The sequence below is a fragment of the Candidatus Binatia bacterium genome (assembly GCA_036504975.1).
GTDB lineage: Bacteria > Desulfobacterota > Binatia > UBA9968 > UBA9968 > JAJPJQ01.
The window spans coordinates 59,124-75,320 of sequence record DASXUF010000080.1; the positions used below are offsets into that span (position 1 = coordinate 59,124).

Annotated in this window: 16 protein-coding genes; 11 read left to right on the forward strand and 5 right to left on the reverse strand. The window is 59.0% G+C overall.

Translation table 11 applies throughout. The features are described from left to right. The first annotated feature begins 22 nt into the window (after positions 1–22). The 4 genes from VGL70_10635 to VGL70_10650 all read left to right on the forward strand — a co-directional run bounded on the left by VGL70_10635 (position 23) and on the right by VGL70_10650 (position 6,269). Complete coding sequence (locus VGL70_10635) at positions 23–1,054, forward strand: extracellular solute-binding protein (protein ID HEY3303976.1); 1,032 nt, start codon at positions 23–25, stop codon at positions 1,052–1,054. A 32-nt stretch (positions 1,055–1,086) separates the two neighbouring features. Beyond that, entirely contained in the window at positions 1,087–2,847 is a 1,761-nt protein-coding gene (locus VGL70_10640) for an iron ABC transporter permease (protein HEY3303977.1), read from the forward strand. Positions 2,848–2,948: 101 nt separating this feature from the next. Then, positions 2,949–4,013 (forward strand): ABC transporter ATP-binding protein, encoded by a 1,065-nt coding sequence (locus tag VGL70_10645; protein HEY3303978.1) that lies wholly within the window; start codon positions 2,949–2,951, stop codon positions 4,011–4,013. Positions 4,014–4,205: 192 nt separating this feature from the next. After that, on the forward strand, positions 4,206–6,269 hold the full coding sequence (locus VGL70_10650) for an acetate--CoA ligase family protein (protein HEY3303979.1): 2,064 nt from the start codon (positions 4,206–4,208) through the stop codon (positions 6,267–6,269). A gap of 12 nt (positions 6,270–6,281) precedes the next feature. On the opposite strand, the gene VGL70_10655 is transcribed toward VGL70_10650, so the two are convergent. The 5 genes from VGL70_10655 to VGL70_10675 form a co-directional block, all read right to left on the reverse strand. Then, positions 6,282–7,265: an ABC transporter substrate-binding protein gene (locus tag VGL70_10655; protein HEY3303980.1), complete on the reverse strand. Its 984-nt coding sequence runs from the start codon at positions 7,263–7,265 to the stop codon at positions 6,282–6,284. Between the two features lie 15 nt (positions 7,266–7,280). Beyond that, positions 7,281–7,913 (reverse strand): hypothetical protein, encoded by a 633-nt coding sequence (locus VGL70_10660; protein HEY3303981.1) that lies wholly within the window; start codon positions 7,911–7,913, stop codon positions 7,281–7,283. A gap of 5 nt (positions 7,914–7,918) precedes the next feature. Next, entirely contained in the window at positions 7,919–8,761 is an 843-nt protein-coding gene (locus tag VGL70_10665; protein HEY3303982.1) for a TPM domain-containing protein, read from the reverse strand. Between the two features lie 12 nt (positions 8,762–8,773). Then, on the reverse strand, positions 8,774–9,358 hold the full coding sequence (locus VGL70_10670; GenBank protein HEY3303983.1) for a LemA family protein: 585 nt from the start codon (positions 9,356–9,358) through the stop codon (positions 8,774–8,776). 267 nt (positions 9,359–9,625) lie between these two features. Beyond that, positions 9,626–10,318: a TylF/MycF/NovP-related O-methyltransferase gene (locus VGL70_10675; protein ID HEY3303984.1), complete on the reverse strand. Its 693-nt coding sequence runs from the start codon at positions 10,316–10,318 to the stop codon at positions 9,626–9,628. A gap of 313 nt (positions 10,319–10,631) precedes the next feature. Here VGL70_10675 and rplU point away from each other — a divergent pair, with 313 nt between their 5' ends. From rplU to rsfS, 7 genes are all read left to right on the forward strand, one after another. Continuing rightward, positions 10,632–10,943, forward strand: coding sequence for a 50S ribosomal protein L21 (rplU, locus tag VGL70_10680; protein ID HEY3303985.1), 312 nt, complete (start codon positions 10,632–10,634; stop codon positions 10,941–10,943). Between the two features lie 13 nt (positions 10,944–10,956). Continuing rightward, positions 10,957–11,211: a 50S ribosomal protein L27 gene (rpmA, locus tag VGL70_10685; GenBank protein HEY3303986.1), complete on the forward strand. Its 255-nt coding sequence runs from the start codon at positions 10,957–10,959 to the stop codon at positions 11,209–11,211. A 256-nt stretch (positions 11,212–11,467) separates the two neighbouring features. Continuing rightward, the gene (gene obgE, locus VGL70_10690) at positions 11,468–12,502 is read left to right on the forward strand and encodes a GTPase ObgE (GenBank protein HEY3303987.1); all 1,035 of its coding nucleotides are present in this window, start codon (positions 11,468–11,470) and stop codon (positions 12,500–12,502) included. Further along, positions 12,486–13,619, forward strand: coding sequence for a glutamate 5-kinase (proB, locus tag VGL70_10695; GenBank protein ID HEY3303988.1), 1,134 nt, complete (start codon positions 12,486–12,488; stop codon positions 13,617–13,619). Before obgE ends, proB begins: the two co-directional genes overlap by 17 nt. A gap of 71 nt (positions 13,620–13,690) precedes the next feature. Further along, positions 13,691–14,947, forward strand: coding sequence for a glutamate-5-semialdehyde dehydrogenase (locus VGL70_10700; GenBank protein ID HEY3303989.1), 1,257 nt, complete (start codon positions 13,691–13,693; stop codon positions 14,945–14,947). A 148-nt stretch (positions 14,948–15,095) separates the two neighbouring features. Further along, positions 15,096–15,788 carry a nicotinate-nucleotide adenylyltransferase gene (gene nadD, locus VGL70_10705; protein ID HEY3303990.1) on the forward strand — a complete coding sequence of 231 codons (693 nt, stop codon included), beginning with the start codon at positions 15,096–15,098 and terminating at the stop codon, positions 15,786–15,788. Further along, positions 15,763–16,170 carry a ribosome silencing factor gene (rsfS, locus tag VGL70_10710; GenBank protein HEY3303991.1) on the forward strand — a complete coding sequence of 136 codons (408 nt, stop codon included), beginning with the start codon at positions 15,763–15,765 and terminating at the stop codon, positions 16,168–16,170. Before nadD ends, rsfS begins: the two co-directional genes overlap by 26 nt. The last annotated feature ends 27 nt before the right edge of the window (positions 16,171–16,197 follow it).

Below are 16,197 nucleotides of genomic sequence, written 5' to 3' on the forward strand. Positions count from 1 at the left end.
ATCGGGTTCAAGGAGGAAAAGCATGAAGAGCGTCAGGCGGATTCGGATTTTTTATGCGACGGTATTGATGGTCTCAAGCTGGTCCGGATCGGTTGCCGCCGCGCCGGTCGACGATCTCATCGCCGGCGCCAAGAAGGAAGGCGTCATCGAATTCTACGGCCCTTCGACGTTGGGCCCGGACGGCGCGCAGGCTTTAGCCGCGGCCTTCAACAAAAAATATGATCTGAAGGTCAAATTGAACTACAGCGCCTCCGGCAACATGACGCGCGACACCGCCAAAGTCGTCGGGCTTTCCGCCTCGGGACAGCCGCCGGAGTGGGACATCATGGTCGTCACGGACGCTCATCACGGCTCGCTCTGGCTGAGAAAGTTGCAAAAACCTTTTGACTACACCACCCTCGGCGTCGCGAAAAGCCGCATCGAGTACGATAACGGCACGGTTTCGGTCGCCAATCAGTTCGCGCTCCCGGCCTACAACAGCAAGATTCTGCCGGCCAAAGACGCGCCGAAAAAATGGGAAGATCTGCTCGATCCGAAATGGAAAGGCAAGCTCGGCGTCATCAATTCGACGCACCACTGGGGGCGCTTGGCCGCCGGACCATGGGGCGAAGAGAAAACGATCGATTTCGTAAAAAAACTTTCCGCCCAGAAGCCCATTCTGACCCGAGCGGGGGAAATGGCGCAACGGTTGATTTTGGGCGAAGTGCTCGTCTCGGCGACTTTGCAAGACAGCCAGCTCCACGAGGCGAAGGAGTCGGGCGCGCCGCTCGTTTTCGCCGAACAGGTTCAGCCGGTGATCTCGCCCGAGTATCACGTCGGCGTGTTGAAAAACGCGCCCCATCCGAACGTGGGGCATCTCTTCGTGGCGTTCATGACTTCAGCGGAGGTCCAGCCGATCTGGGAAAAATATACCGGCCATACTTCGGCGCACGTGCCCGGAACCGCGGCATATAAATTCGCTCAAGGGAAGCAAGTCGTCTACATGAAACAAGACCAGGCCGATAAGGTCGACAAGGTATCGCGGCAAATCGGCAAGATCCTCGGCTTCGATTGATGGCGCGAGCCGGGCGCTGAAGGATAACGGATATGAAAGCGGAAACGGGCTACGAAGCGACCCTGGGCGGCTGGGACTTTTTGGGCCGCTTGAAGCCCCAGGGAGTCACGCTTTTCGCGACCGGACTTTCGCTGTTCCTGCTGCTGTTGATCGGATTGCCGGTGGCGATGGTCATCCTCATGAGCCTGCGCACCGGCTTCCCGGGTGAAAGCGTTCCTTTCACCCTGCAGAATTTTGCCGAGGTTTATTTGACTCCGAGGACCTATGAAATTCTGCTCAACACTTTGATTTTTACCGTATCCAGCGTCGCCGTGACGCTTTTGATCGCGGTCCCGCTGGTGTGGATTCTGATGCGCACGGATGTGCCGTTCAAGAAAACGATCTACGTTCTGCTCACGGTCGGCATCTTGATTCCGGTGTTCCTCAGGACCATCGCATGGATTTTGTTGCTCAGCCCGCGCATCGGATTGGTGAACAGGTGGCTGCAGCAATGGTTCGATCTGGCCGGTCCGCCGCTCAATTTGTATAGCCTGCCGGGGATGGCCTTCGTGCAGGGAGTTTCTTTCGTGCCCGGCGCCTTTTTCATGTTGGCGGCGGCTTACCGCTCCATGGACCCATCGCTGGAAGAGGCGGCCTATACCTCGGGCGTCGGCAAGCTCAGAACTTTTTTGAAGATCAATATACCGATCACGCTTCCGGCCATTGCCGCCGTCATGGTTTACCTCTTCATGACAGGAATCGCGGTGTTCGAAGTGCCGGCGATTATCGGATTGCCGGCGCGCATTCTCGTTCTGAGCTCGCTCATCTATACCGCTACGACGCCTTCGACCGGGTTGCCGGATTACGGCGTCGCCGGCGCGTACGGCGCTATCATGCTCGTCCTCGGCCTCGTGCTCGCTTTCCTTTACGTCCGGCTCGTCAAGCAGGGAAAAAAGTACACCGTGATCACGGGGCGGGGCTATCGTCCGCGCGAGATCGCGCTGGGGCGGTGGAAATGGGCGGCGCTGGCTTTCGTTTTCTTTTATCTCTCGATCGAGGTTTTCATTCCATTCGTCGTTTTGTTGTGGGCGTCTCTCCTGCCGTATTTGCAGCTTCCGTCAGCCGAAGCGCTGTCGTCCCTCACGCTCAAGCATTACATCGACATCCCGTCTCACGTCGGCGCCCGGCCGTTCGTCAACACCTTGATTCTCATGTTCACCGTGCCTACGGTGACGATGGTTTTGAGCGTGCTGGTTTCATGGATCGTGATCCGAACGCAGGTCTCGTTCCGCGGATTTCTCGACACGCTGGCTTTTATTCCGCACGCGGTTCCGGGAATTCTCATGGCCGTGGGCCTGGCGTATCTGGGGCTCGCCTATCGAAATTACTTTCCCTTGTACGGCACGATTTTCATCATCGTCGTCGCCCATACGATCAACTGGATCGCTTACGGCACGCGGACCACGAACAGCGTCATGATCCAGGTGCACCGCGAGTTGGAAGAGGCGGGCCGGGTTTCAGGGGCCTCCGCGCCGCGCGTTTTGGGGAAAATCGTTTTGCCGCTCATCGCTGCGGGCGTCATGAATAGCTGGATTTGGATCGGCATGCTTTCGTACCGAGAAGTTACCATGTCCTTAACGCTGCTGACCCGCAACAATGTCGTCGTCTCCACCGTGGTCTGGCAATTTTGGGGCAGTGGCTGGGTGCCTCAGGTCTCGGCCTTGGGAGTCATCTTGATTCTTTTCGCGGTGATCGTCGTCGGCACGGTGCGTTTCGCGCTTTCTCGCATCGGCGAAATCGGCGCGGCGTCTTAGCGCTTCGCGCATGGCAAATTACAAATCTCAGATTTCAAAGTCGGATGCTTATCTGAAATATGAGATATGAGATTTGAGATTCCGAGCGTGAGCGAGGAAAGATGATCAGCATCAAAGGACTACAGAAATCCTTCATCGCTCATCAAGGCCGAGTCGATGCGTTGAAGAATATCGACCTGGAGGTCGGCGAGGGGGAGTTCTGTGTCCTCCTGGGCCCGAGCGGCTGCGGCAAGACGACGACGCTGCGCTGCGTGGCGGGCCTGGAGCGGCCGGACGACGGGGAAATCGAAATCGCCGGCAAGCTCGTCAACTCTGCCCGCCGAAAAGTTTATGTTTCCACCGAGCGGCGCGACCTGGGCATGGTTTTTCAGTCTTACGCGATTTGGCCGCACATGAACGTTTTTCAAAACGTCGCTTTCCCTCTGACTCAAGGACAGAGGAGATGCGCGCGCTCGGCCGTCGGAGAAAAAGTTCGCGCCGCCCTCAGGCGCGTCCAGCTCGACGGGCTCGAAGACCGGCCGGCGACGGACTTGAGCGGCGGCCAGCAGCAGCGCGTGGCCATGGCTCGCGCCATGGTGACGGAGCCCAAGATATTGCTCATGGACGAGCCGCTCAGTAACCTCGACGCCCGCTTGCGCGAGCAGATGCGCGTGGAACTAAAAAAGATCACCAAGGCCATCGGCGTCACGACGCTTTACGTGACGCACGATCAGGCGGAAGCTTTGAGTTTGGGAGATAAAGTTTGCGTGATGGATCGCGGTGAAATTCTTCAGGTGGCTCAGCCGAACGAAATATACGCCAGGCCGTCCAGCCTGTTTGTCGCGCAATTCGTCGGCGAGATGAATTTCGTCAAGGGCAAGGTGGCGGGCGCCGGACAAGTCGAATGCCCGCTGGGAACTCTCGCTGTCCGCGTGCCAAAAGGCCTTCAGTCGGCAAGCCCGGTTACGTTGGCGATTCGACCGGAACACATCAGTCTCGGCCCGGCGGACGGCTTCCTGACGGGAACCATCACGAGCAAGAACTACCTGGGAGACTCGGCTCTCCTCGAAGTGGACGTCAACGGCGTCAACCTCCTCGTCAAGCTAGCCGGCGATACGGAATTTTTCGTGGGACAGAAAGCCGGAGTCCTTTTGCCGCCCGAGCGCTGGCGTGTGTTTCCGGAATAACCTCAGGCCGGCCATAAGGCCTCCTCCCGTCACTTACATAGCTTTTAAACTCCGTTCATGGTTCGACTAAGCTCACCACGAACGGAGCGGGTCGGGATCGCAGCGATCATTAGCCGTTCGTCCTGAGCCCCGTCGAAGGATGAACGGCATCAAACTTGAACTACAAATGCGGCTGTGACATAGGAAGCCATTATGAATACGACTGAAAGTTTTCCACGTAGGCCGGTGGAGAATCTGCTGAGCGCGCGCTCGGTTGCGATCGTCGGCGCGTCGCCGAAGGGCCGTTGGCCGATGGGGATTTACCGGAATCTTAAGAAAGCCAAGTACAGCGGAAAAATTTTTCTCGTCAATCCCAACTACAAAGAGATCGCGGAAGATCCCTGTTATCCAAACATCGCCGCGCTGCCGGAGGTGCCGGAGCATCTGCTCATGTTGATTCCGACCAAGGCCGTTCTTTCAACGCTCGAAGAAGCGACCAAGCTCGGAACCAAGGCGGCGACCATTTACAGCGCGGGCTTTGGCGAAGGCGACGATCCCGAGGGAAAAAAGCGCGGCCAGGCGCTGAAAGAGCTTTGCGAGCGGACCGGCTTGGTCGCCTGCGGACCGAACTGCATGGGCTCTTTCTCCTTGCCCGAAGGACTGTGGAGTTTTCCGACGGCGGTGCCGCTGCTGAAGAAAGGACCGGTCGGTCTCATCTTCCAGAGCGGCGGCTCGCTCGGCAACTGGATCAAGGGGGCATCCGAGCGTGGTATCGGCTTCAGCTACGCGGTTTCCAGCGGCAATGAGACGAGCTTGGATCTCGTCGATTACCTATCTTTTCTCCTCGACGATCCCGAAACGAAGCTGATCGCGCTCATGGTCGAGGGAATCCGCCGGCCGCAAGAATTTATGTCGGTGGCATCCCAAGCGCTCGCGAAAAACAAGCCGATCCTCGTCATCAAGCTCGGCCGCTCGGAGATGGGCAAGCGCCAGGCGATCTCCCACACCGGCGCGCTGGCCGGATCGGACGAGGTGTTCGACGCCGTGTGCAACCGTCTCGGTTTGATCCGCTGTCCCACGCTCGAAGATCTGACCGAGACGATGCTCGCGTTTCTCCCCGGCAGGGTGCCGCGCGGCAGCCGCGCCGCGATCGTCGTCAATTCGGGCGGGATGAAAGGTCTCCTCTGCGATCACATCGAAGAGCTTGGCACGGACCTCGCGCAGTTGAGCGAGGCGACGCGACAGGCCGTGCGGCCGCTGATCCCGGCGGAGCTCGTGGTGGAAAATCCGCTCGAATGCGGCGTGGCCGGCTTCGGCGACGAGGAAGGCTTCGTCAAAATCGTCAAGCTCCATGCCGACGACGACGGCGTCGATCTGCTCGGGATTCACGGCGAGCTGCCGCGCTTTCCGGAGAAGAGAGAGGCGACGCTGTTTAAGAATCTCAACGCGGCGACGCCGAAGCCGATTGTCGCCTTCGCCCGCTCGACGTATAGCCTGACAGAGGAAAGCCGGACGTTTCAGGACGAAGCGGCCATACCGTTTTTGCAGGGGATCAAGCCGACCCTCCGCGCTCTCAAGGGGCTGGGATTTTACGGCAAACGGAAGCGAGCCGCGATTCCGAGTTTGCCTGCTGCGTCGGGAAGGGCGGACGATCTGGAAGGAGAAAAGCTCAACGCTTTGCTCCAACGCCACGACATCGCGCTGCCGCGCCAGGTGGTCGCGGTCACTGCGGCCGAGGCGGCACAAAAAGCCGAGGCGATCGGTTTTCCGGTTGCGTTGAAGTTGGTCGCGCCCGAGATCGTGCACAAGACCGAGTCCGGCGCTGTCGTTCTCGGACTCAAAAGCGCCGGCGAAGTCGAGATTCAAGGAAAACAATTGCTTGCTAAATCGCCCGGCAAGTTATTGATCCAGCAGATGATTCAGGGAGCCGAAGTTCTTCTCGGCGCCCGCACCGATCCACAGTACGGGCCCTTCCTCATGGTCGGCCTCGGCGGCATTTTCGTCGAGGTGCTGAAAGACGTGGCGATCCGGCTCTTGCCCGTGAGCGAGACCGATGCGCTGGAAATGATGCGGGAGCTGCGCGGCTACCGCGTGCTCCAAGGCGTGCGCGGCCAGCCGCCGCGCGACATCAAAGCGCTGGCGCGCGCCATGACCGGACTGTCCGATTTGTTTGCTTCGCACCGTTTGTTTCTATCCGACTTTGAAATCAATCCGCTGATGGTGGGGGGCGAAGGCGAGGGCGCCGTCGCGGTGGACGTGCGCGTAGTCAAAAATTAATTTTATTTGATTCTAGTTCTTTAAACGTTTTAGGAATTCCTCATCCTCAACCGCCTTCACGATGCTCGGATCCACGAACGATGCCGGGTCGGCCTTGGCGATCGCCGGCTGCGTGCGGCCCGCTTCTGCGATGAAAGTTTTCATCCCCTCCAGGGTCGGATAGGGCAGATCGGGAATCGAGGTTTTAAGATAAGCGTAGGCCGTTTCCAGCGTCGTGGGATCGGTCCGCGCGTATTTCTTCAAGACCGCGATTGTTTGTGGCTTCTGCGTTTTGAAGTAATGGATCGCCTCGACCGTGCTACGGCCGAAGCGCAGCATGGCATCGCGCTTTTCGCGGAGGATTTTTTCGCTGCTGATCAGGCCGGCGTGGGGATAGGGAATTCGTTTGCCGGCAAGGTCCGCCAGGATCTTGAATCCGAGTTTTTCCGCTTCTTCCCGCTCGGTGGCGCTGAGGACGGTGAATTGCGTCTGGCCCTGCTTCATAGTGAGCACGCGGAGATTGGTCGCGCCTACGACCCGCAGGTTGACATCTTTGTCGGGATCCAATCCGACGCTGCGTAAACCCAGCCGCATGGCGAAGTCGGCGGACGTGGCCGCCGAATGGTTCGCGCCGGTCTTCCCTTTGAGATCTTCGATGCTTTTAATTCCCGGCACGGCGACCAAATAGTAAGGCAGGAAGACTTCGAAGCCCATGACCATGATCGCGTCCGCGCCGCGGAGCTTGGCGTTAACCACGGCCGGGCCCGTTCCCGCGACGACGTGAAGCTCGCCGGCGAAGAGAGACATCAGCGCTTTGGGCGTGCCTTCGATATAGATGACGTTGACGTCAAGACCGTGTTTCTTGAAAATGCCCGCCTCCTTGGCGACCCAAAGGACGGAAGAAGAGGTGGCGTTGGGCGAAATATACGCGAGGTTAAGGCGTTCCTGCGCCGGAGCCGATTGAGAACCGACGCAGAGCAAAAACAAGACGGCAAGCGTATAAGCGAGAGAACGCATCGTTGATTCGTCCGGTTATTCTTCCGTCACGAGCTTGTTCTTGAGTTCGTCCCGATCGTCCGGCGATCTTGGGAAATGCTCGGCCAGAATCTTGCCGCACTCGTCGATTGCGGCGCAAAATGCCGCGCAGCCGTCGTTCGACTTGAGGCCGCTCGTGAGAATGCCGACGATCCCGTCCCAGGTGCCGGGTTTGACTTTCTCGTTGATGCCGCGATCGGCCAGCACTTCCACCCGGCGCTCGAACAGCGAGGCAAAGATGAGGATGCCGGTGTGCGCCGTGGTGTAGTGGAGTCCGTGCGCGGTGAAGGCGGCCAGGCTGCGCAGGTGGACGGCTTCCATGATTCGCGCGGTTGGGATGAGACGACGCTTTAGGGGAGTCAATTGACAGAGAAGCAGGCCCAACGCGGCGCCGCCGATCGGCCAGGCGAGCTCCGCGTGCGTGAGCCCCCAAGGGTTGCCCCACATCAACGCCGCCAAGGTGCCGAGGAGCAAGCCCGCCAAGAGACACGTGAGATCGATCTCCGCATAGCGGCTGCTTGCGGCGACGATCATCGGGACGATTTCACCCGACGTTCGCTGTTCCGCAGCGGCGACTGCCTGCTCGATTTTTTCCTGTTCTTCCGCGGTAAAAAATTTATCTGCGCGCATTGCCGTCACCAACTCCCTGAAGCTCCACCGCCGCCGAAGCCGCCTCCGCCGCCGCTAAAACCTCCACCGCCGCCAAAGCCCCCGCCGCCGCCGAAACCGCCGCCGGGAAAAAATCCGCCTGAGCCATAATAGCGCCGCCGGCCGCGTGGGCTCCAGCCGTTAACATATCCCCACCGGCTGACTATTGAAAAGATGAACAAGGCGAGCAGAAGTAAAAATGGGACGAAATGGGCAAAAGGCGACGAACCGATTTTTGGTTTTCGCGACGTTTCGGGGAGCGGCTCCCCGCGCGTCACTTTCATGATCGCCTCGACGCCGGCCTCGATGCCGCCGGGAAAATCGCCGTTGCGAAAGCGCGGCACAATGACCTCGTTGATGATTCTGCTTGCGACAGCGTCGGGCAGCACGCCTTCGAGTCCGTAGCCGATCTCGATTCGGAGTCTCTTGTCCTTGTGCGCGATGACGAGAATGGCGCCGTTGTCGAAACCTTTCTTGCCGATCTTCCAATTTTCCGCGACGCGGATGCCGAAGCCCTCGATGTCTTCGCCTTGCAGGCTTGGAATCGTGAGGACTGCGATTTGATGGCCGGTCTGATTCTCAAACTGCGCCAAGCGCTGCTCCAGCGCCTGGGCGCGAGCGGCCGGCAGCAGACCGGCGTAGTCGTTAACGCGGCCGCGCAGCGCCGGCACATCGAGGGCGTGACAGACAAAAGATTGCGCGAGCGCGAGAAAGAGGATGAACCAGAAGTATATCGACCGACGGTTGAGAATCGCAGCGCGGCTCTCACCTTCGCCCTCTCCCAGCGGGAGAGGGAAGGGGTGAGGGAGACCGGCACGAATCACATTCACGAGAAGGATTGCCTAAAATTTTACTGCGGGTGGCGTGGCGGCTTTTTCATCCGCGGTGAATGTCGCCCGCGGTTCGAGGCCCAGGAGATAACGCGCCGTCAAGTTCGTGGGGAAGAAGCGGACCGCCTTATTGTATTCGGCGACGGATTCGATGTACCGCTTGCGCGCGACGGCGATGCGGTTCTCGGTGCCTTCGAGCTGCGCCTGCAGGTCGCGGTAGTTTTGGTTGGCTTTGAGTTCGGGATATCGTTCAACCGTCACCAATAATCTGGAAAGCGCGCTCGAAAGTCCTCGCTGGGCCTGCTCGAAGCGCTGCAGCGCTTGAGGATCGCTGAGATCCTTGGCATCGAGCTTGATGCTCGTAGCCTGGCTCCGCGCTTGGATGACTTGCGTCAGGGTATCCTGTTCGAATTTCGCCGCGCCTTTGACGGTCTCGACCAAATTGGGAATCAAATCGGCGCGCCGCTGGTACTGGTTCTGCACCTCGGCCCACGCGCCTTTCACTTCTTCATCCAAGCCTTGGAGCTTGTTGTAGCCGCAGCCTGAGACAGTGAGCATTGCGACCAATCCCATCGCGGCGAACAGGGTATGTTTCATGTTGAATGAATCTCCTGGCCCCCCTCTATTACAGAGGGAGGAAGTCTTGTCAAGTTTCTGCGACCGAGCTTCCTACAACACCTGACAGGCAATTGTCCTGACCCGGGGAAACTGAGGATGGACAAGGTTCGTTATTCGGCCTCAACGGTTTGCCGCTAAGGCGCCGTCATAAATCGAATCGTTCATCACTAAATCTCTCTATCGGCTCCAGCGGCGGGTAGGTTGCGAGAGGTTGCGAGGGAGGCATATGAGCATTACGCCCTTCACTCATTCTGCGCGGACAATCGTTAAGCGCGTCTTTCGGATGAAAGTGAACTCGGCTCGCTTGTCTGTGAAGTACGCATCGACCGCACTGCGGCAGCCCGACCAAGCGTCGTAATCATCAATGACCAATACCCCCCCAGGCACAAGCCGGGGTGCGAGCCGGGTCAAGCAGGTCATCACCGATTCGTACCAGTCTCCATCAATGTGCGCAAAAGCCACCGGCCAGTCGATCTGCATGGCCTCTTGAAACAAGCCTTTGACAAAATACGTGCTCGTCGATTCGGGGGGGACCCCGTGGCGGCGGAAATTGCCAATCACTTGCTCCAGGAGGTCGCTCTCGTACCCGTAATATCTGTGCCCACCTAACCCTTCGGACTTCCCAGTCCGAATTACCTGGTATCGTTCGTGAACTTCGGGTCCATCCTGATCCGAGGGCGGCGGAATCATGCCGAAGACATCGTAAACATAGAAAGGCCGACGGGGGGACTTGGCGGTTGCGATGACGATCGCGGAGCCCCCGAGGGCACAACCCGCCTCGACCAAGGCCCCATCGAGCCCGCGTCGCTCGATCTCTTCCACTCCGTCGTGTAAATCCCTTAATGCGTCCTCCTCCAAGTAGGTCAAATGATCGGCCTGAACGGCGCTGATGATCGCCGGGAGCAGACGCTGCGATGGTCGATTAAGTGAATCAGACACGGTACCTCCGATCTATATAATGAGCCGCTTTAGGCCACGACAAACGCCGTTATCCCTGTGACGACTCCACCGATCAAATCTGAATCAATTGCTAATCCCCCAGCCACACTTAACCTTTTGAATATTTTGGAACCAGCGATAGGCGCTTTCCTAGTGGCGTAATAAGAAACTTTGGCAACCTATACTTCAGGACGAAGAGGTGGGTCAAGGAGCATCCTCAGGCTGGAGCATCTTCAGGCTGCTCACTGACCCATCGCGCGTTGACTTTGCGGGGGAATTCGTCTAAAAACTTTGTTCAAGGAAATTCAAAATTATGGCGTATGTAGTCATCAGAACCGGCGGCAAGCAGTACCGCGTGGCGCCGGGAGATACCGTCCGGGTGGAGCGGCTGGACGGCGCGGTGGGAGATAAAATTACGCTCGGCGATGTGTTGTTCGTCGGCGGCAACGGCGAGGTTAAGATCGGCACGCCGACGGTGTCGGACGTCAAAGTCACCGCGGAGATCGTCGATCAAGGCCTGGCGAAAAAAATCATGGTCTTCAAAAAGAAGCGGCGCAAGAGCTACAGCAGGCAGCGGGGTCATCGCCAGCGGCAGACGACGCTCAAGATTCTCGAAATCGGTTAGGAAGGAATCATCCATGGCACATAAGAAAGCGGGAGGAAGCTCGCGCAACGGCAGAGACAGCCAGGGGCAGAGGCGCGGAGTCAAAGTGTTCGGCGGAGAGAAGGTGCGGGCGGGAAATATTTTAATCCGCCAGGTCGGCACCCGCATTCACCCGGGTAGAAACGTCGGCATGGGCCGGGACTTCACCATCTACGCCAAGATCGACGGGGTGGTGTCCTACGAGCGCATGGACAAGGAACGAAAGCGGGTGAGCGTGCAGCCGGCGTAACCGGCCTCCTGTAATCAGATGAAAAAGCCCCTTTCGGGGCTTTTTTTTTGCCCGGCGCAGATAGTGGTTCAGTTTGAATAAAATTTGTAGGGGCGACCCCCCCCGTGGTCGCCCGAAAAGAAGGGCAGGCACAGGGGCCTGCCCCTACATAGAAATGTTGTTGAATTCATTGAATCATTACCCGTGCGGGCGGTAGGTGACATTGATCGATCGGTTTGTGTTAATCTATGCATAACAAGTAAGGGTTAGATGAGCCATGAAGTTTATTGATGAGGTAAGAATTGAGGTAGAGGCCGGGCACGGCGGGCGGGGGTGTATGAGCTTTCGCCGGGAAAAATTCGTCCCGCGCGGCGGGCCGGACGGCGGCGACGGCGGCAACGGCGGCGATGTCGTGGCGGTCGCGGACCCGCAGCTCACCACGCTCTTGGATCTCCGCTATCAGAGGCTTTATCGCGCCGGCCGAGGTGTCCACGGCAAGGGAAAGGACCAGCACGGAAAGCGCGGTGAGGAAAAAATCATTCCGGTCCCCGTCGGGACGACGATTCGCGACGCGGAGAGCGGCGAGCTGCTGGTGGATCTGAGCGCGCCGGGGCAGCGCGCCGTGATTGCGCGCGGCGGCAAGGGCGGAAGAGGAAACGCACGCTTCGTCTCTTCGACCAATCGCAGCCCGCGCAAGGTCCAGCCCGGACTGCCCGGCGAAGAGCGCGTGCTCGACGTGGAGTTGAGACTTTTGGCCGACGTGGGAATCATCGGACTCCCGAACGCGGGAAAGTCCACGCTGATCGCCGCCATCTCGGCGGCGCGGCCGAAGATCGCCGACTATCCGTTCACGACTCTGGTTCCCAACCTGGGCGTGGTGAGCTACGGCGAAGGAAAGAGTTTTGTCATTGCCGACATTCCGGGACTGATCGAAGGCGCCCACCGAGGGGAAGGACTCGGACACAAGTTTCTCAAGCACGTGAGCAGGACGAGCGTATTGATCCATCTTCTCGACGCTTCGCGCATTACGGCAGACGACCCGCTGAACGATTGGCGCGCGATCAATCGCGAGCTCGAGCTTTTCGATCCGGCGCTGGCGGCGAAACCGCAAATCGTTGCGGCGAACAAGGTCGATCTGCCGGAGGCGAGAGAGGCGGCTGCATTGTTGAAAGAGAAGTTCGCGGCCATTTCGGTTCCTTTTCTCGCGATCTCCGCGGCGACGCGCGAAGGTTTGCGCGAGCTGGTCATGTCGATTTCCAGAACATTGGAAGAAAGGAAGGAGAGCGGCGATCGTGCTGCAGCGGGAATTTAAAAAACAAATCTTGCGCCGCTGCCGCCGCGTCGTCGTCAAGATCGGCAGCCAGGTTCTCTCGTCGCCGGAAGGCATCGAGGAGGGGAGAATCAAGGGGCTGGTGCGGGAATTGGCCGAGCTGCATGGACGGGGCAAGGAGCTGATCATCGTAAGCTCCGGCGCGGTGGCTTCCGGCATGACGCGCCTCGGGCTCAAAGAGAAGCCGAAGACGATTCCGCAGAAGCAGGCGCTCGCGGCCGTGGGGCAGATCAAGCTGATGGCGCTCTACGAAAAACATTTCTCGCGCTTCGACAAGAGCGTGGCGCAGGTGCTGCTCACGCACGAAGACCTCGCCAACCGCCGGCGCTATATCAACGCCAAGCACACGCTGCTGACTCTTCTCGATCTGTCGATCATTCCGGTCGTCAACGAAAACGACACGGTTGCGGTCGAGGAGATGAAGTTCGGCGACAACGATCATCTCTCGGCGCTGGTGGCGACTTTGCTCGAAGCCGATTTACTGATCATTCTCAGCGACGTCGCCGGAGTCTACGATCGCGATCCCCGGCTCGACTCCAACGCGGAGTTGATCTCCGTCATCGATAATATTAAAACCGCCAAAACGAAGCTCGCGGGCAAAAGCCAAAGCCAGTACGGCACCGGCGGCATCGCCACTAAGATCGATGCGGCGGAGAAGGCCGCCGCCGCCGGGATTCCGACCTTGATCGCGAGCGGGATGGCGCCGGAGGTTCTCGGCAAGATTTTCGACCCCGAGGAGGAAAGCGGCACGTGTGTCGTTCCCGACGGGAACCGTCTGGCGAACCGCAAACACTGGATCGCCTACAATCTCAAGCCGGCGGGCGAGATCGTGCTCGACGAAGGAGCGGTCGAGGCGCTGGTGCACAAGGGCCGGAGCCTGCTCCCGTCGGGGCTTAAAAATATTCACGGGTCGTTCGGCGTCGGCGAATGCGTGCGCTGTCTCGATTTGCAGGGGCGGGAAGTCGCGCGCGGCCTGGTCAATTACAGCGCGCAGGAATTGGAGCAGATCAAAGGTTTGCACACGAGCAAGATCGAAAAAGTTTTGGGATATAAGGTTTACGACGAGATCATCCACCGGGATGATTTGGTGCTGCTATGAAAGGCCTGAGGCGAGAGGCGACAGGCGCGAGTAAGAAACCAAAAGATAAAAGCGCGCAACTGAAAGGAAAAATGTCACTCCGAGACGGGGCGATGCTGCTGGGAAAGAACGCCAAGGAAGCGGCGCGGCAGCTTGCTCGGGTATCGACAGCGGAAAAAAACCGGGCGCTGCTAAATATGGCGGAAGAGATCGAGCGGCAGAGTGAGTTTCTTCTACAAGAAAACCAGAAAGATTTGGATCTTGCGCGGAAGGGCGGAGTTTCGAGCGCGCTGCTTGACCGCATCGCGCTCAACCCCGCCCGTGTCCAGGCGATGGCCAAAGGTCTCCGCGATATCGCGGTGCTGCCCGATCCCGTGGGCGAGATCGTCAAGTCGTGGCGGCGCCCGAATGGTCTTCAAGTGAAGCGCGTGCGCATCCCGCTGGGCGTGATCGCGATCATCTACGAAGCCAGGCCCAACGTCACGGCCGACGCGGCGGCGCTCTGCGTCAAGTCCGGCAACGCGGTCATCTTACGCGGCGGCAGCGAGGCGCATTTTTCCAACCGGGCCATCGGCGGCGTTTTGCGCGAGGCCTTGGCCGGGACGGCCGTGCCGCAAGCGGCGATCCAGGTCGCGGAGTCGAAGGACCGGAACCTGGTTCAAGAGCTGCTCCAGCTCGAAGAGCACATCGATCTCATCATTCCGCGCGGCGGCGAAGAGCTTATCCGCGCCGTGGTCGCGAATTCGCGCATCCCCGTCATCAAGCATTACAAGGGCGTGTGCCACGTATACGTGGACGATGAAGCGTCGCTGGAGATGGCCGAGCGCATCTGCCTCAACGCCAAGGTGCAGCGGCCCGCGGTATGCAACGCGATGGAAACGATGCTCGTGCACGAAAAAGTAGCCGCGGCCTTTCTGCCTCCGGTGATCGCCAAGCTCCAGGCTGCGGGCGTCGAAGTGCGCGGCTGCGAGAAGACGCGCGCCGTCGTGTCCGGCGTAAAAGCGGCGAGCAAAAAAGACTGGACGACGGAGTATCTCGACCTGATTCTCTCGGTCCGAGTGGTGAAAGACATGGACGCCGCGATCGACCACATCGAACGCTACGGCTCGCAGCACACGGAAACGATCGTGACCGCGAACGAGAACAAGGCCAAGGAATTTCTCGACCGGGTCGATTCCTCGGTCGTTCTCGTCAACGCTTCGACGCGCTTCAACGACGGCGGCGAGCTGGGCCTCGGCGCGGAGATGGGCATCAGCACGAGCAAGATTCACGCCTTCGGCCCGATGGGGCTGGAAGAGCTGACCACCACCAAATTCATAGTCCATGGCGACGGGCAGATCCGCGAATGAGAAAGCCGTCCATAAACGCCCATCTACTTCGTTGCGCTCGATCCGCTTCGCGTCAACGTACTAAAAGGGTACGCCTCCGCTCGCGGACCTTCGCGCGTCTCGTAGCTGGGACGTTTCTGAACGGCTTCAAGACCGAGACTCGGAGACTATGAAGATCGGTCTCTTCGGCGGCACGTTTGACCCGATCCACTGGGGCCATCTGCGCAGCGCGGAGGAAGTCCGCGAAGCCTTTCGCCTCGACCGGATTCTCTTCATTCCCTCGTCGATTCCGCCGCACAAGGAAAGGAAAGACGCCAGCGATGCGGGCGATCGACTTGCGATGACGCGGCTTGCGACCGCGAGTCATCCCGACTTTGCCGTCTCCGACGTGGAGATCGCGCGTCCGGGAAAATCCTACTCCATCGATACGCTGCGTCATTTTGCCGGCAAGCTCGGGCGGAACGACGCGCTTTATTTTATCCTCGGTATGGACGCTTTTCGTGAGATCGGCTCGTGGAAGGATTTTCAGGAGCTTTTTTCTCTCAGCCATTTCATCACCACGTCGCGGCCGAAATGCAAGGACTTGCGCGCGCTCGGCGATATTCCCGTTGCCGCGCGAAAATCGTTTTGTTATGATTCGAAAACAAACTCCTATCGGCACAAGAGCGGCACACGGCTTCATTTTTTTAAATTGACCGACATCGCTATTTCAGCTTCCGAGATTCGGGCCCAAGTGAAGGCGGGAAAATCCATCCGCTATCTGGTCCCGCCGGAGGTTGAGAGCTATATTAAGCGAAGAGGGCTCTATCGGCGCGCGAGGAGGCGCAAGAACGGATTTGGCGGAAATCGGCTCGTGGGATAAGGCGCTGCTCGCCAGCCGCTTCGCGCTGGAGAAGAAGGCCTACGATCTGGTGTTGATGGAGGTCCGCGACCTCACCTCCATCGCCGATTATTTCATCGTTTGCTCCGGCCGCTCGGACCGGCAGGTGCAGAGCATCGCGCAGGGGATCGAGGACAGTCTGCGCGGCATGGGCGTGCGTCCTCACTCGGTCGAGGGTGCGGGACGGGGACAGTGGGTTTTGATGGATTTTTCCGATGTCATCGTGCATATCTTCTATGAGCCGGTGCGCGAGTTTTACGATCTGGAAGCGCTTTGGGCCGACGCTCCCCGCGTGGACCTGCCCGAGCCTTACGCGACTCTCGTGAATCAATTTCGCATCCGGGGCGAGCAACATCCGTCGTAGTCTGAAAGCGCCGCTTGAAGCCATCGA

Excerpts from the sequence above, each read along its gene's own strand:
- VGL70_10635 (HEY3303976.1), top strand. The coding sequence starts at position 23 with ATGAAGAGCGTCAGGCGGATTCGGATTTTTTATGCGACGGTATTGATG.
- VGL70_10660 (HEY3303981.1), bottom strand. The coding sequence starts at position 7,913 with ATGCGCGCAGATAAATTTTTTACCGCGGAAGAACAGGAAAAAATCGAG.
- VGL70_10655 (HEY3303980.1), bottom strand. The coding sequence starts at position 7,265 with ATGCGTTCTCTCGCTTATACGCTTGCCGTCTTGTTTTTGCTCTGCGTC.
- VGL70_10645 (HEY3303978.1), top strand. The coding sequence starts at position 2,949 with ATGATCAGCATCAAAGGACTACAGAAATCCTTCATCGCTCATCAAGGC.
- VGL70_10650 (HEY3303979.1), top strand. The coding sequence starts at position 4,206 with ATGAATACGACTGAAAGTTTTCCACGTAGGCCGGTGGAGAATCTGCTG.
- obgE (HEY3303987.1), top strand. The coding sequence starts at position 11,468 with ATGAAGTTTATTGATGAGGTAAGAATTGAGGTAGAGGCCGGGCACGGC.
- rpmA (HEY3303986.1), top strand. The coding sequence starts at position 10,957 with ATGGCACATAAGAAAGCGGGAGGAAGCTCGCGCAACGGCAGAGACAGC.
- VGL70_10700 (HEY3303989.1), top strand. The coding sequence starts at position 13,691 with ATGTCACTCCGAGACGGGGCGATGCTGCTGGGAAAGAACGCCAAGGAA.
- rplU (HEY3303985.1), top strand. The coding sequence starts at position 10,632 with ATGGCGTATGTAGTCATCAGAACCGGCGGCAAGCAGTACCGCGTGGCG.
- nadD (HEY3303990.1), top strand. The coding sequence starts at position 15,096 with ATGAAGATCGGTCTCTTCGGCGGCACGTTTGACCCGATCCACTGGGGC.
- VGL70_10640 (HEY3303977.1), top strand. The coding sequence starts at position 1,087 with ATGAAAGCGGAAACGGGCTACGAAGCGACCCTGGGCGGCTGGGACTTT.
- VGL70_10670 (HEY3303983.1), bottom strand. The coding sequence starts at position 9,358 with ATGAAACATACCCTGTTCGCCGCGATGGGATTGGTCGCAATGCTCACT.